The following is a 15,303-nucleotide window of genomic DNA, read 5'->3' as shown; positions in this document are numbered from 1 at the left end:
CTTCAGGCTCTCGATCTGTTGCTTTGACCTTGGGAGACAAGATCGTTTCCGATTGCCGCGAAAATGGTAGAAAGCCGCTCTGCCCAATGCGCCTGTGTTTTGGTGCTGGCGATTTCGTTGTTACGGAGCTCTATCATCACGCAGGGTGCGTTGCGTGGACGCGCATGACGTTCCAGCGTGTAATAGACCCGATCAGCTGGCGAGTAAGGTTCGTTAATGCCGACATTCAGGCTTTTGTCTTGCGAAAGAGCTGCAATTAGCGGCTTTGCGATGCGATCATCCTCGTCATGAATGATGCCGATTTGCCATGGTCGGGAAACGCTGCGGTAGGCCGGCGTGAAAGAATGGATGGTAGCGATCCAAGACGGCAACCCACGCTTGGTGCGTTCCGCGATTACTTTTTCGACGCAGGTGTGAAATGGTCGATGTGCAAGGTCGATGCGCGCAGTGCGCTCTTTCGCGCTCAGATCGAGATTGCCGGGAATGATAGTGGTTTCGCTGATCTCCGGTATGAGATCAGAGGCATGGAGGGGTCGATTGCAATCAATCAGCAATCGGGATAGGCCTGACTCTACCAGTGTGGCGTTTAAGCCTGCACTCAACCGACGCGCAACCGCAACCGCGCCGGGATCCCAGGCGATATGCGCTGTTAGTGCGTCAGCGTTTAAACCAAGACTGTTGAAGCGTTCCGGAATGAAGTTTGAAGCGTGTTCGCAGATCAACAGCCAAGGGCTGTTGCCGTCCTCATTTACGACATGAACAGGCGCGCACGAAGCCACGCGATTTTCTCGCTCGTCCGTCATTCTGTTTGTTCCCCGCGCTGTAACTTATGTTACGTTTTTTCAGATTATGCGCTATTGTGGATTATTTGATACGGTCTATGATAATTTGTCAAACACAATTTCGCCCAAATCTGAAAAGGGCAGACTTGAATGGAAACAGCGTGCAGACGAGTGCCACAGTAGCGGAACTGATCAATGAACGGATTGATGCAATGCCAGCGGGAGAGAGAAGCGCTGCGCAAACTCTGGTCGCCAATTATCCTATGCTGGGTTTGAAAACGGTTGCTGAATTCTCAGCGCAGGCCGGGGTCAGTTCTCCGACAATTTTGCGTTTCGTCAATCGTCTTGGTTTCCAGAGTTATCCTGATTTTCAGGCTCGTTTGCAGGATGAGCTTGCCGCCCAATTGCAGGCTCCACATCATCGCAATGCGCGGCCGGACAAAGAGCAGGACAAGGCCTATCCGGCTGTCGAGCATACGCTTGAGAATATCCGCGATAGCTTCCGGCATTTGGGCGAAAAGCAGCTGAAACAGGCGGTTGCTGCTCTTTGTACCTCAAAGGGCAATGTTTACCTGATCGGCGGACGTTTCACCGACCCTATTGCGCAATACATGGCAGCGCATATGACCATTATCCGACCAAACGTTTTTCATCTTGGCGGGCAGGAAAGTGTATGGCGAGATCGTCTGCTTGATATGGGCAAGCGCGACGTACTGGTGGTGTTTGATATTCGTCGTTATCAGGACAGTCTTCTGAGGCTGGCCGAAAAGGCGCGCGGGCGAGGGGTGGACGTCATCCTTGTGACCGACCAGTGGCTTTCGCCCATCGCACGAGTATCACGTCATGTTCTTGCAGGTCGTATTGCGGTGCCGTCTGCATGGGATTCATCTGCGGCACTTTTCGTGCTGGCTGAAACAATCATTCGTGAAATGACGCGCGTTCTGGAAAAAGACAGTGCAGCCCGTATCGCTGAACTGGAAGCATTGCGCTGATCACCAGTTGAGAACTTATGCTCAGGACTCATACCTTTTTGAGCCAGAATATAACGGGTGGCAATTCTGCGTCAGTCTTTCAATCTTCCAATCATGATTTCGATATGATTGTACCGCTTCTATCGGCGTTTGTCAGACTTGATAGCCTTTTTGCGGCTTTTGCGACCCGGGATCCACGGCTTTATCTCTTCGTCTTTTAACCGTTCTCTGAACCAGTCAGCATCATAGCCTTTATCAGCAAGAAGCCAGTCGACCTTCGGTAACGTCTCAATTAAGGCTGCAGCTCCGGTGTAGTCGCTGATTTGTCCCGCCGTTACGTGTAACCTGATAGGGCGACCCTGCGTGTCGGTGACGGCGTGCAACTTGATATTCATGCCACCTTTTGTCCGGCCGATCAGGCGTCCACCACACCCTTTTTTTAACCGTCGGTTTGAGGCCGTGCGGTGCGCTTTCAAATAGGTCGCATCTATCATGACAGTCTTTCCGACCGACGACTTAGAAAACAAACCTTCCAGTATTTGAGCAAATATCCCCTTGTGACACCACCGTAAACCATTAAGAAGAATGAATATAATTCCACTCAAAAAAACGCCTGGCATCAACGCGTCGACGTCTGTGACTCTTGGGAAAAAGGGGCAAAGGCGTGACATTTACCCTTCGCTCAGCCAGTGAAGATTACTCATTAATCAGTCTCCTCAAGCGAAACTGAATCAGCTCAATATCCCAAATAAGTGGTCCTGAGCTTAGCTTTGCGGAACGCGCACCAACGGTGCGCCATTGCAATAGAGCAGAAAAAACGGTTCCGATTTTCTCACCGATGTTGTAGCCAAGACGCTGCACGGAGCGCCGGTTTGGCGCATCTTGCTTGCATGGGAGGCATGAGGTGGACGTATTTCTGGGTGTTGATGTCGGCACGGGCAGCGCGCGGGCAGGTCTGTTTACACGCGATGGAGAGTTGTTGGCGAGTGCCAAGCACAATATCCGCATGTGGAAGCAAGGGTCGGATATTGTCGAGCAATCTTCGGAAGATATCTGGCAGGCCGTTTGCAGCTCAGTGGCAGCAGCATTGGAGCTGGCGAATGTCGCCCCGGAATCCGTCAAAGGCATCGGCTTTGATGCAACCTGTTCGCTGGTCATTCTCGACAAAAACGGCAATCCATTGCCTGCGAGCCCTGCCGGTGACGCAGAGCAAAACATCATCGTTTGGATGGATCATCGCGCCCGCGAACAAGCTGAACGTATCAATGCGACGGCCCATCCCGTTTTGCGATATGTGGGGGGACGCATTTCCCCAGAAATGGAAACACCAAAGCTGCTTTGGTTGAAGGAGAATAACCCTGATACGTTCAACGCTGCCGGTCTCTTCTTCGATTTGCCTGATTATCTGACCTATCGTGCAACTGGTAGCCACTCCCGCTCGCTGTGCACGGTGGTCTGCAAGTGGACTTATCTTGGCCATGAAAAGCGATGGGATGAGGATTACTTCCGCACAATTGGCCTCGGTGTGCTGGCTGATGAAGGCTTCTCCCGTATTGGGACCGACATTGTCGATATCGCGACACCTTTGGGGCAAGGATTAACTGAGCAGGCTGCAAAAGAGCTGGGACTTGTGCCTGGTACCGCGGTCGGTGCGTCGCTCATCGATGCGCATGCCGGTGGTGTCGGCACAATCGCAGGAAGTGCGGATGAGAACAGCGCCGTCGATATGCAGACAAGGCTCGCACTCATTATCGGCACATCTGCCTGCACGATGAGTGTTACCGAGAAACCTGTATTTGTGGATGGTGTCTGGGGGCCTTACTGGGGTGCCATGATGCCCGGCCTTTGGCTCAATGAAGGGGGGCAGTCGGCATTCGGTGCCGCGACTGATTATCTTGTCGGTATGCATCCCTTTAAGGCAGAGGCTGAGAAGGAAGCGGCAGCCAAAGGCCTTTCACTTCTCGACTATCTTGAGCAGCTGGCCATCGATGCGGCGGGTGAGCTTTCAAAAGCAGCGCTCCTGGCAAAGGGGCTTCACGTTGTTCCGGAGTTTCTGGGCAATCGTGCGCCAGACGCCGATCCTGATGCGACCGGCACTATAATGGGCATCAAGCTCGATGCATCGCGAGAAAATCTGGTTTGTCTGTTCGTTGCAGGACTTTGTGGTCTGGCCTATGGCACGGCGGATATTCTTGATGCACTGACTGCCAAAGATATTCCAATCCGTACCATAATCGTGAGTGGCGGTGCTGCGCGCAGTCCGCTCATGCGTCGGATACTGGCTGATGCGACAGGCCTGGAAGTATCCATGCCGTCTTCTGCCGAGCCGGTTCTGCTTGGCTCAGGCATCGCGGGCGCTAGCGCTTTTGAGAAAACTGATCTCGCTCAGATTGCTGCCAGCATGAGCGCAATCGCTGAAACGATTGCGCCGCAGAAAGGTTTGGTCAGCGAGTTCCATGCTGCGAAGCGCGATATCTATAAAAATCTGAAGCGCAGCGAGCTTGCCGCGCGTCGGTTGATGCAGAAGTTTTAAAGCATTTCCAAGCAAAAGTGCGAAGTGGCTTTGCGTCGGATATCGTGGTTCAAATGTCCTGTCTTAACTTTAGACGCAGTAAGCGGGTTTATTTACCCGCTTTGGGCGCCTTGAAAACGGGAAGTGGGTAAGTTTTGCCAAGAACGATACCCGCCTTCTGCAACACGTCTTCCGGTGCAGCATAGGGTTTATGGATCCAACGATCCGGTAATGCCGCGATTTCCGGCACCCATTCGCGCACATATCCGCCGTCGGTATCGAATTTGTCGCCTTGCAAAACAGGATTGAATACGCGGAAATAGGGCGCCGCGTCCATGCCGCAACCGGCAACCCATTGCCAACTCCCCGGATTGCTTGCGATATCTGCATCCACCAGCGTGTCCCAGAACCATTTTTCGCCGTCGCGCCAATCGATCTGCATGTTTTTGCTTAGGACGGACGCCACCAGCATCCGCACGCGGTTATGCATCCAGCCCGTAGCCCAGAGCTGACGCATCCCGGCATCAATCATCGGAACGCCGGTATTCCCCAGTTTCCAGGCTTCGAACGCTTGTGGATTGCTCTGCCATTGAACCTCAGCCAGTGTATCGCGCATATCATTTTCAGCGATGTCCGGACGATAATAGAGCTGGTGATAATGAAAATCGCGCCAGATCAGTTCGGAGAGAAATTTTTCGCCGCCTGTTTGTGTGTTCGGATGCTCATCCATCAGCGAAAGCGTTGCATACCAAGCCTGTCTCGGGCTGATTTCACCGAAGCGCAGATGTGGCGAGAGTTTTGATGTGCCTTCGACAGCCGGACGATCACGATCACCGGCATAATTGAGAATGGCCCCATCGAAGAAATGATATAACTGATCAATAGCCGCCGCTTCGCCTATTTTCCACAAGCCACGCATCTTTTTTGACCAGAAAGGCTGGTTGTAAACTTCGCTTGCAGGCTTATGCTTGAGGGTTGATGGTTCGGCTTTCCAGTCAGACATGGAGAGCGGTCGGTTTACGCCCTGCTGACGCAGCGTTTTGGCGTAGGGTGTAAAGACCTGATAAGGACCGCCACTGCCTGTTTTAATCTCCCACGGCTCAGCCAGAAGATTGCCTGCAAAGGACTCCACATTCAGCCCCTTGTCTTTCAGTGTGGACTTGACGACAGCATCGATATCGCGCTCCTGCGGCGCATAACGCCGGTTCCAGAACACTGTATCGAAGCTGTTTTGTCCAATCAGTCTTTCAATGATATCGAGTGCATCGCCGCGTGCGACCCAAAGCGCGACATTGCGTTCGTTGAGGGCTTTTTCGAGTGAAATGAGGCTCTGTTCCAGCCACCAGAGGACGGCACCTCCGGGTGCGCGCAATTGCGGATTGGTTTCATGCACATAAAGCGCTGTGATCTTGCCATCCAGTTTGACGGCGGCTTGCAGGGCAGGATTGTCGGCAAGGCGCAAATCGTTGCGCAACCAGACAAGCGCATTCGCAGTCATGTATCATCCTTACTTACGTTAAACTTTTCTAACCATTACGGCTTTCAGAGACTGATGGATCACAGGATCAGGCATTTAAGCCTCATAACTAGAAGCGGCGGTTTTTTCTCAAGTCTGAGAGCAACAAAGTTTTGTTGAAGGACAAACAAATCTGAACCGCTGGCGCTATGTGATCGCGAAATGGTTAATATTTAATCATGTGTCTATTTTTGATGCAGATCCTATCGGGGATGCTGCTTTGATAGATTGGATCTGTTTGTCTCGGGGAAGCTTGTTTCCGCTTCTTTAAAATAGGTGTGAAGGAATTCAACAACTTAAATCTATTTTAAAAGCGCATCTGCCGTTTTTTTGAAACTGGCACGCAAATTGCTTTTATCTTTTTAAGCGCGACTATTTGCATTCCAAGAGTGTGATGTGTCCGCAGTTGGTTGATTACGCTGAACAAAAGAGACTAGGCGATGACAAAATTTAAGCTCGAATATATCTGGCTCGATGGCTACACTCCAACTCCTAACTTGCGTGGCAAAACACAGGTTAAAGAGTTTGACGCCTTTCCTGTTCTTGAGCAGCTTCCGCTTTGGGGTTTTGATGGCTCATCAACAATGCAGGCAGAGGGCCGTAGCTCAGATTGCGTATTGAAGCCAGTCGCTATCTATCCGGATCCAGCACGTACGAATGGTGCGCTTGTGATGTGCGAAGTGATGATGCCAGATGGCGTTACACCGCATCCGTCGAATAGCCGCGCAACAATTCTCGATGATGCGGATGCATGGTTTGGTTTTGAGCAGGAGTATTTCTTCTACGAAAACGGCCGTCCGCTCGGTTTCCCTGAGCAGGGCTATCCAGCACCACAGGGTCCATACTACACAGGTGTGGGCTACAAGAATGTCGGCTCTATTGCTCGTAGGATTGTGGAAGAGCATCTGGATCTTTGTTTGGCTGCAGGTATTAATCACGAAGGTATCAATGCTGAAGTAGCAAAGGGCCAGTGGGAATTTCAGGTGTTCGGTAAAGGCTCAAGAAGCGCTGCCGATCAGATTTGGATCGCTCGCTATTTGTTGCTCCGTCTTTGCGAACAGTATGAAATTGATATTGAATTTCATTGTAAGCCGCTCGGTGATACCGATTGGAACGGTTCGGGAATGCACTGCAATTTTTCGACCAAATTTATGCGCGAAGTTGGTGGTAAAGCCTATTTCGAAGCACTTATGGCGCAGTTCGAAAAGAACCTTCAGGAGCACATCGAAGTTTACGGTCCAGACAATCACATGCGTTTGACTGGCAAGCACGAAACAGCTCCTTGGAACAAGTTCTCCTATGGTGTTGCTGATCGCGGCGCATCGATCCGTGTTCCACATTCCTTTGTTCAGAATGGTTACAAGGGCTATCTCGAAGACCGTCGTCCAAACTCGCAGGGCTGCCCATACCAGATCGCTTCACAGGTTCTGAAGACAATCTCGGAAGTTCCAACTGAAGAAAACGAGTCGCTTGCGGCATAACTTCCGGAAAGCTAGACGTATTATGTAAAAACGGTGGGATATTATCCCATCGTTTTTTATGAATTGTGTTCAGCGCTATTTTATGACCGGTCCAGACGTCGCATATGCGAGGCCACGTGATACCCGGAGTAGGCTTATGGAATATGTTTTTATAAGTCGCTGATGATTGTCTGCGATATTAGCTTTTTTTGCGGCTGCGCAGCTCTGGATTGAGTTCCAACTCACGCTCATAGGAAATAAGACCGGACGCATAGGCTTCCTGTCGCGCAACGCTCCAGTATTTCAGCTCATCCAGCGGAATCTGAGACGCCGATACTGCACAAACCACGTAAGAGCCGTGTTTGATGATTTCAAAATCGCCATCAAGATAGCGCAGGACAGCTTCGGAAGAGCGTGGTGATTCAAATCTGTTCATTTTTATAGTTCCTTGATGCAAGAAAAGTCTTAAAGCATATCGTATTTATACTACACGCTTTAATCGTTTTTTTTACGCATGTCAGTATCGGAAAACCGGTTCCCACTTTTCCGTGACATGCTCTAGCGCCTTCCGAACAAGCGTTCAATATCAGTAAGCTTCAGTTCGATATATGTTGGGCGGCCGTGGTTACATGTTCCAGAGCCTGGAGTTGCTTCCATATCGCGCAAGAGAGCGTTCATTTCTTCCGGTTTCAGGCGGCGACCAGAACGAACCGAGCCATGACATGCCATCGTCGCAGCAACATGGTTGAGCATGGCCTTCAGTCCATCGGACGTATCATGGTCAGCAACCTCATCGGCCAGATCGCGGATGAGTTGCTGCACATTCATCTCACCCAGCATCGCAGGCGTTTCACGAACGGCTATTGCGCCGGGACCAAATTGTTCGATCCCAAGACCGAAACGCGCGAGAGTTTCGGCATGGGCGGCAAGCCGCTCGGCATCTTCTTCGGACAGATCGACGATCTCGGGAATTAGCAACATCTGTCCGGGGATCGGACGCGAGTGCAGCGCATTCTTCAACGCCTCATAGACGAGCCGTTCATGGGCCGCGTGCTGATCGACAATGACGAGACTGTCTTCCGTTTGGGCGACGATGTAATTTTCGTGGACTTGCGCGCGAGCAGCGCCGAGCGGCTTCTGCATCAGCTCAACCGGGGCGTCCGCGATTGTGGCGCGCGCGTCGGCAGCAGGCGCTGCAAACCTTGAAATCGTAGCCTGTTCGTCTTCGCGAAATGCCGGAACATGATCAAAATCGAGTGGCTTATGTGCCGGGTGGGCTGTTTGTGGCGACCACTCACTGCGTAGGGCTGGGGCGGCAGTGCGCCAGTTATGTGTGGCATAATTCTGCGCGGCGGGACGTGGGCTGAACCCTTCAGCGCGAAACGCCTGTAACATTGCTTCAGCGCCACTGGTTGCAGGACGAATGCCGGATTGTGCCAGCGCCTGTTTGATCGATCCAACGATTAAGCCACGCACCAGACCGGGATCGCGGAAGCGCACATCTGCCTTTGCTGGATGCACATTCACATCGACCAATGCCGGATCAATTGTCAAAAACAGCACAGCAACCGGATGCCGATCTCTGGCAATCACATCGGCGTAAGCACCGCGCAATGCGCCAAATATCTGTTTGTCTCGGATGGGGCGGCCATTCACATAGGCAAATTGGTGTAATGCATTGCCGCGATTAAATGACGGGATGCCAGCAAAACCGACCAGTCGTACACCGTCACGTTCGGCATCAATATGCAGCGCATTATCCGAGAATTCTTTGCCGAGTATTTGCCCGATACGTTCTAACGTTGCATCAACACCTGTTCCTGTCGCAGGCAGCTCAAGCGGGGTGCGGTCAGTGCCTGCGAGCGAAAAACGCACATGAGGAAAAGCTATCGCGACTCGTTTAATCACATCGGTAATAGCAGTCGCTTCTGCGCGGTCCGTCTTCATAAATTTCAGACGAGCTGGGGTCGCGTAGAAAAGATCACGCACTTCGGCAATCGTACCGCGATTAAGCGCTGCGGGACGCGGGCCTTCGAGATGCCCGCCACTCACTGTCACTTCAAAGCCGGACTCTGCATCTTGCGGGCGGGACTTGAGCGATAGCTTTGAAACCGAACCAATCGATGGCAATGCCTCACCTCGAAAGCCAAGGGCACGAATATCGTTCACATCATCGGTAAGTTTTGAGGTGCAATGACGCGAAACGGCAAGCGAAAGTTCGTTCGATGGAATGCCAGAACCATTATCGGTCACGCGCAGCAGTGTTTTGCCACCACCAGCGGTCACGACTTCAATGCGGGTTGCGCCCGCATCGATAGCGTTTTCGACAAGTTCCTTGATCACACTGGCGGGGCGTTCAATCACCTCGCCAGCCGCGATCTGGTTGATAATAGTTTCGCTTAAGTGCTGGATCGTCATGATGCGATTATAGCGGATTCGCTTATGCGAAGAACCGCTAATTCGTCGTCATGACGATCAGCTGCGTCCATAAATATCGTCGAAGCGAACAATGTCGTCTTCACCGAGATATTCGCCGCTCTGCACTTCGATCAGAACGAGTGGCAGAATACCTGGATTTTCCAGACGATGTTTGAAGCCGCAGGGAATATAGGTGGACTGGTTGTTGGTGAGCAGGATTTCGCGCTCGCCATTGACCACCTTGGCTGTTCCAGAAACCACGATCCAATGTTCTGAACGATGGTGATGCGCTTGAAGGCTGAGACGGCTGCCGGGTTTCACTTCAATACGCTTGATCTTGAAGCCATCGCCTTCTTCAAGCACGGTATAGGTGCCCCAAGGGCGGTGTGCCGTGCGATGCAGTTTTGCTGCTTCATGACCCTGCGCACGCAGCTTGTTGAACACCTTACGAACGTCTTGCGCCTTGTCACGATGGGCGACGAGAAGGGCATCCGGTGTATCGACGACCAAAAGATCATGAACACCGACAAGGCTTACAAGCCGGGTTTCAGAAAGAACAAAGCTATCGGTTGTGTCTTCGAGAACGGTTTCACCACGCAGTCGATTGCCTTCAGCATCCGCTGGGATAAGATCGGCCATTGCAGCCCACGAGCCAATATCAGACCAGCCACAAGAAACGGGAATACACGCAATGTTCTGTGCCTTTTCCATCACGGCGTAGTCGATGGAAATAGCTGGAGTTGCAGCAAAGGCATCTTTGGCAATTTCTAAGGTTTTGGTTTCGCCATTGTTGCCGCGGCGCGCGGCATCGAGGGCCGCTTTCGCACCAGCCAGAACTTCCGGCGCATGAAGCTGCATTGCGGTGATCATGGTCGCAGCCTGAAAGCAGAACATGCCTGAGTTCCAGTAATGGCGACCACCATCGACATAAGACTGGGCTGTTACTGCATCCGGCTTTTCGACAAAGCGAAGCACATCGGAGCCATCCACCTCAATGTAACCGAAGCCTGTTTCTGGTCGATCTGGTACGATGCCGAATGTTACTATGCGGCCAGTATCAGCAATCGCATTGGCTTTGCTGACGGCTTCTGCAAATGCCCGCTCGTCTTCGATCAAATGATCAGCAGGCATGACGAGCAAAACAGCGTTTTCGCCGTAAGCTGCAGCGGCCTGTAGGGCTGCGAGTGCGACAGCAGGTGCGGTATCGCGGCCAAGTGGCTCCAGCAGGAATGTGTTTTCCAGTTTGCGTGCATTGGCTGCGGCATAGGCATCAAGTGTTAAAAACAGAAAGTCGCGGTTTGTGACGGTCAGGATTTGTTCGACACCTGCAAGATGCGACGCGCGCGCATAGGTTTTGCCAATAAGCGTGCCGCCGTCAGGCAACTCGATGAACGGCTTCGGGTGTGCGTCACGCGATAATGGCCAAAGTCGTGAACCTGAACCGCCGCTAATAATAACTGGAATTAAGCTCATTCTCTCAAGCTTCCTTTGTAATTGTGCGGGCGACTTCAAGTCCCATGGTCAATAGTTCTGCGGCCTGTTCTCGAGTGGCTGCTTCGACATAACAACGTAGTTCTGGTGCATTTCCTGATGCACGATAATGCACAGCATTGCCTGATGCAAAAAACAGTTTCACACCATCGATTGTTTCCAAACGAATAATCGCGTCTGTTAAAGGAAACAGGCGCAAGCGCGCTTCTTCTTGTGTGATGACAGAAAGAAAAGCAGCAGTTTTTTCTTGTGCGACGTTTTGCAAGCGGTCGCTTAAGGCAATTCGAAAGCCATAGTTTCGGGCAATTTCAGAGAGCGGCTTTTGCGTTTCCTTGGTCGTGCTAAGGCAAGCGAGAATTGGCAGCAGCGCATCGCGGGTCGGCAATGCAGAGAGTTCATGTCCGTTCTTCTCAATGGTGCTTCCAAGCAGCAAACCGCCATTGGCTTCAAAACCAACGACACTGCTGGCATTTTTGCTCAGAGCTTGTTGCATCCCCGCAATCACATAGGGTGAACCGACGCGGGTCCGCAAGACGCTGGCAAATTTTCCGCATTCCTCCAGTGCTGTATTTGAGGTGACAGGTGTTACGATGGTGTCTGCGTCAGCCCAGGCTGCCGTAATGGCACCGACGAGGTCCCCGCGTACAAATTGCCCATTTTCATCGGCAATAAGCGGACGATCCGCATCGCCATCGGTTGAGACGATAGCATCGAAGTGACTCTCGCCCGCCCATTGAGCGAGAAGCGATATATCTTCTGGTCGCAGCGCTTCAGTATCGACCGGAACAAACACATCCGAACGACCCAGTGCAGTTGTTTCTGCACCCAGAGCGCTTAAAACTTCCGTGAGAAGATCGCGCGCTACAGACGAGTGCTGATAGACACCAACTTTCAAACCTGCGAGGCTGTTTGCACCGAATAGCTTAATATAGCGCTCGGCATAGGCGTTCATTGCCTGATCGCTTGTTGGCAAATTCTCAGCTTTGCGTACAACAACATCATCGGGCAGGGCGGCGTAGGCGGCGCTGATTGCCGCCTCGTCTTCCTTGTCGATTTCACCGTCGGCACGATAAAATTTGAGACCATTCCGATCATCAGGGATATGGCTGCCCGTGATCATAATGCAGGGTGCTTGCTGTGCCATAGCAAAATAGCTCAGAGCCGGTGTCGGCAGTACGCCGCAATTAACCGGAATAAAGCCTGCATCTTCGATGGCAGCCATTGCAAGGGCTGCAATATCGGGGCTTGAAGGGCGTAAGTCTTGGCCAACAAAAACACGATCGCCTGCATTCAGTTCGCCGCGTGCCCGTAACATTTCAACGAACGCCAGTGAATATGCATAGGCGGGCAATCCATTAAGCTCGGTTGCAAGACCCCGAAGGCCGCTTGTGCCGAATTTGAGAGAATTGCCTGTCATGTCGTATTCAAACCTGTTTTTTGAAATGAATATTAATCTGCTGCGACCTTTCCTATCGCGTATATTCGAGATCGTTTCAATCGTTGCATGTTTATGTGGTTATCGAGAACTTTCTACCTGCACATAGTCTCGATGTGCAGGTAGATTGAGATCCGGCAGACTTTCGGCATGCACGACCGCACGCGCTACGGCCTGCGCCATCACGGTTGCCGCAATTGCGCCGATTGCCGTTACGTCAGCTTCAACCCCGGTAGCCTTGCCTGTCGAGAGCGCAAAAATTGTATCGCCATCCCACATTGTGTGGATCGGGTTAATCGTTCGTGCAAAGCCATCATGCGCCATGCCAGCGATTTTCTTCAGCTGGGCTTTGTTGAATGGGACATTGGTTGCAATAGCGCCAATCGTCGTATTGGCGCCGGCCGATTGAATAACGCTCTTGCCCTGCATTATTGCCTCCATGATACTGCGGAAGCCCTTGCTGTTTTCATTGCGCGCACCAGCAAGGATTTGTGCTGAGTTGGGTGCATAAACGTCGCCCACGGCGTTAACGGCAACAATGGCACCAATAATGATCTCTGTGCCCGGCACCTGATAGCTCGCGGTGCCAAGACCGCCTTTCATGGCGTATTCCATGCCAAACATTTTGCCGACGGAAGCCCCAGCGCCTGCTCCGATATTGCCTTCGTCTGATGCTTCTGCTTGGGCTGCTTTGCAGGCGAGATAGCCCGCTTCGTCGTCTGGACGGACCGAAAAATCGCCAACGTCTAAATCCATAAGCACAGCGGCGGGAACAATTGGGACGACTCCCTTGCCGATCTTAAAACCGATATCATTCTCTTCGAGATAGCGCATGACGCCCGTTGCAGCAGCGAGACCATATGCACTGCCACCTGAAAGCAGGATCGCATGTACCCGATCAACAAGATTTACAGGGTCAAGCAGTTCAGTTTCCCGGGTGCCCGGTGCCGAGCCGCGCACATCCACACCTGCTGCTGCACCTTCTTCGCAGAGCAATACCGTGCATCCTGTTGGGCGTCTAGAAAGTGTGTGATGCCCAAGCTTTATTCCCGGTACATCGGTGATGCTTCCGCCCATCAGTTCCAACATTTTGATTACCTTTTATTACCCTATATGTTGGGTGGCTAATGAAAGGTATTGTTGTAAGTCCTGCAAGTGTTTTTTTTGAATATTTGCTTGTAAGTATTTGTTCCCCAAGATAACTTTCAATCCGTAATAATATTCTTCTCTTGAGAACGACGAAGACGTAAGACGTCCGCGACAAAAGTGCGGGAAAGAGCATGATAAAGTGGCTCATGAGAAACCAGTCGGGCGGTTCCATAGCCGAGCATAGACGCACACATCAGAGGAATTACATTGTTGTGGTTGCCGGTCATTTCCAGAATGATCACAAAGGCTGTCATCGGAGCCTGAACAACGCCTGCAAAATAGCCCGCCATGCCGAGTACAGCGGCGAGGCTGGCGCTCGTGCCTAGTATTAGCCCTATGGTGCTGCCAAGGCCTGCACCCACAGAGAGGGAAGGGGCAAAGATGCCACCGGGAATACCCGAGATCATTGAAAGAAGACCGGCCATCAGTTTCTCTATAAAATAGAAAGGCGGGAGCGAAAGTCCTTCGACCGCAGAGCGTGCCTGATCATACCCTGTGCCGAATGTTGCTCCGCCTGATGCAATGCCAATCACGGCTACAGCGAGACCGCACATGCCTGCTATCATGACTGTTCTGCGCAGCGGTGCTTTTTGTACGCGGCGCCTTACGCGCTTTGTGAGGTTGAGCGCAGCGGCACTGAAAGCAGCCCCAAATGCACCACCAATCACGCCGCAGCTTGCGACCAGAATCCAGTCCGTATGCGTTCCGACTGTAACCGTCGTGAGGCCGAAATAGTTATAATTTCCCACAAGTCCGAGTGAGGCCAGACCCGCGAGAATGACTGCCGAGAGCACAAGGCCATTGGTGCGGGCGGCATAGGCGCGCCCCATTTCTTCAATAGCAAAGACAATACCTGCAAGTGGCGTGTTGAAAGCCGCAGCGATCCCTGCAGCCGAGCCCGCGAGGATGAGACCGCGCGCATGTTCCATGCTGCCGATACGGGCAGATAACAACATGATCGAAGCGCCAACTTGTACGGTTGGTCCCTCCCGCCCGATGGACGCGCCTGAGAAAAGGCCGGCAATTGTCAGAATGATTTTTCCGAACGCAATTCTAAGTGACAGTAACAGAGAGCGGTCTTCGGGGTTGTTGAGGTGTCGTGCTGCAATGGCTTGTGGAATGCCGCTGCCGCCAGAACCGGGGAAACATGTTATAGCAATCCATGAGCAAAGCATGAAGCCAAGCGGCGTAATGATGAGTGGTAACCATGCCCGCCATGTGCTTTCAGTGCCGTTCGTAAGATTTTTGAAAAGGCCCTGAGCAATATCGGCAGCTTCGGCGAATGCAACGCTGATCAAACCTATTGCAATAGCCCCGCACCAGAATACGAGACGCGGTTTCCATAGGCGCGGGTTCATCCACATTGCTTGAGAACGGCGAAGAAGCGGTAGCTGTCGATATGATTTTCGCATTTTGGCCCCTTTTGGGCTCGTTATAAATAATTATGCTCAGCGAATTATCATAAAAATTATAGCGAGTAACTGAAACTTGTCCGTAAAAGACTTTTCAACCAGTCATAAGCATGTTACCAGCCAGTGCCAATTCAACACGTAATGAAGTCCAGTCGCA

Annotated in this window: 10 protein-coding genes and 2 pseudogenes; 3 read left to right on the top strand and 9 right to left on the bottom strand. The window is 52.0% G+C overall.

The window, feature by feature from the left end; all coding sequences use genetic code 11:
- Positions 1-2: 2 nt before the first annotated feature.
- Positions 3-803 (bottom strand): N-formylglutamate amidohydrolase, encoded by an 801-nt coding sequence (locus U2P60_RS00330; RefSeq protein WP_413570764.1) that lies wholly within the window; start codon positions 801-803, stop codon positions 3-5.
- Between the two features lie 26 nt (positions 804-829).
- Between U2P60_RS00330 and U2P60_RS00325 the strand changes: the two genes are divergently transcribed.
- A complete protein-coding gene (locus tag U2P60_RS00325; protein ID WP_413570763.1) occupies positions 830-1,774 on the top strand; it encodes a MurR/RpiR family transcriptional regulator in 945 nt (314 codons plus the stop codon).
- A gap of 74 nt (positions 1,775-1,848) precedes the next feature.
- Here U2P60_RS00325 and U2P60_RS00320 read toward each other — a convergent pair.
- Positions 1,849-2,457: pseudogene (locus tag U2P60_RS00320) on the bottom strand (IS5 family transposase); the annotation flags it as partial.
- Between the two features lie 200 nt (positions 2,458-2,657).
- On the opposite strand from U2P60_RS00320, the gene U2P60_RS00315 reads away from it, so the two are divergent.
- Positions 2,658-4,286: an FGGY-family carbohydrate kinase gene (locus U2P60_RS00315; protein ID WP_413570762.1), complete on the top strand. Its 1,629-nt coding sequence runs from the start codon at positions 2,658-2,660 to the stop codon at positions 4,284-4,286.
- A gap of 88 nt (positions 4,287-4,374) precedes the next feature.
- Here U2P60_RS00315 and U2P60_RS00310 read toward each other — a convergent pair whose 3' ends face one another.
- Complete coding sequence (locus U2P60_RS00310) at positions 4,375-5,763, bottom strand: cryptochrome/photolyase family protein (RefSeq protein ID WP_413570761.1); 1,389 nt, start codon at positions 5,761-5,763, stop codon at positions 4,375-4,377.
- Between the two features lie 458 nt (positions 5,764-6,221).
- Here U2P60_RS00310 and U2P60_RS00305 point away from each other — a divergent pair, with 458 nt between their 5' ends.
- A complete protein-coding gene (locus U2P60_RS00305) occupies positions 6,222-7,262 on the top strand; it encodes a glutamine synthetase beta-grasp domain-containing protein (protein ID WP_313828712.1) in 1,041 nt (346 codons plus the stop codon).
- Positions 7,263-7,440: 178 nt separating this feature from the next.
- Here the strand turns inward: U2P60_RS00305 and U2P60_RS00300 are convergent, their stop codons facing one another.
- The 6 genes and pseudogenes from U2P60_RS00300 to U2P60_RS00275 all read right to left on the bottom strand — a co-directional run bounded on the left by U2P60_RS00300 (position 7,441) and on the right by U2P60_RS00275 (position 15,146).
- Entirely contained in the window at positions 7,441-7,677 is a 237-nt protein-coding gene (locus U2P60_RS00300; protein WP_413570760.1) for a DUF2093 domain-containing protein, read from the bottom strand.
- A 122-nt stretch (positions 7,678-7,799) separates the two neighbouring features.
- Complete coding sequence (mutL, locus tag U2P60_RS00295) at positions 7,800-9,659, bottom strand: DNA mismatch repair endonuclease MutL (protein WP_413570759.1); 1,860 nt, start codon at positions 9,657-9,659, stop codon at positions 7,800-7,802.
- A gap of 57 nt (positions 9,660-9,716) precedes the next feature.
- Positions 9,717-11,132, bottom strand: coding sequence for a mannose-1-phosphate guanylyltransferase/mannose-6-phosphate isomerase (locus U2P60_RS00290; protein WP_413570758.1), 1,416 nt, complete (start codon positions 11,130-11,132; stop codon positions 9,717-9,719).
- 4 nt (positions 11,133-11,136) lie between these two features.
- Positions 11,137-12,567, bottom strand: a complete 1,431-nt coding sequence (locus U2P60_RS00285; protein WP_413570757.1) for a phosphomannomutase — start codon at positions 12,565-12,567, stop codon at positions 11,137-11,139.
- 99 nt (positions 12,568-12,666) lie between these two features.
- A pseudogene (locus U2P60_RS00280) lies at positions 12,667-13,771 on the bottom strand (P1 family peptidase).
- Positions 13,772-13,790: 19 nt separating this feature from the next.
- Entirely contained in the window at positions 13,791-15,146 is a 1,356-nt protein-coding gene (locus U2P60_RS00275; protein ID WP_413570756.1) for a chloride channel protein, read from the bottom strand.
- Positions 15,147-15,303 lie beyond the last annotated feature (157 nt).

This window comes from Brucella sp. H1_1004, from assembly GCF_047308065.1.
In the GTDB taxonomy this organism is placed as follows: domain Bacteria; phylum Pseudomonadota; class Alphaproteobacteria; order Rhizobiales; family Rhizobiaceae; genus Brucella; species Brucella pseudogrignonensis_B.
Note: the sequence above shows the minus strand (reverse complement) of the source record. Positions and strands in the feature narration are given on the sequence as shown.

Bases quoted from the DNA above. Each gene is read 5' to 3' on its own strand.
- U2P60_RS00330 (WP_413570764.1), bottom strand. From the start codon at position 803: ATGACGGACGAGCGAGAAAATCGCGTGGCTTCGTGCGCGCCTGTTCAT.
- U2P60_RS00325 (WP_413570763.1), top strand. From the start codon at position 830: ATGTTACGTTTTTTCAGATTATGCGCTATTGTGGATTATTTGATACGG.
- U2P60_RS00310 (WP_413570761.1), bottom strand. From the start codon at position 5,763: ATGACTGCGAATGCGCTTGTCTGGTTGCGCAACGATTTGCGCCTTGCC.
- U2P60_RS00305 (WP_313828712.1), top strand. From the start codon at position 6,222: ATGACAAAATTTAAGCTCGAATATATCTGGCTCGATGGCTACACTCCA.
- U2P60_RS00300 (WP_413570760.1), bottom strand. From the start codon at position 7,677: ATGAACAGATTTGAATCACCACGCTCTTCCGAAGCTGTCCTGCGCTAT.
- mutL (WP_413570759.1), bottom strand. From the start codon at position 9,659: ATGACGATCCAGCACTTAAGCGAAACTATTATCAACCAGATCGCGGCT.
- U2P60_RS00290 (WP_413570758.1), bottom strand. From the start codon at position 11,132: ATGAGCTTAATTCCAGTTATTATTAGCGGCGGTTCAGGTTCACGACTT.
- U2P60_RS00285 (WP_413570757.1), bottom strand. From the start codon at position 12,567: ATGACAGGCAATTCTCTCAAATTCGGCACAAGCGGCCTTCGGGGTCTT.
- U2P60_RS00275 (WP_413570756.1), bottom strand. From the start codon at position 15,146: ATGCGAAAATCATATCGACAGCTACCGCTTCTTCGCCGTTCTCAAGCA.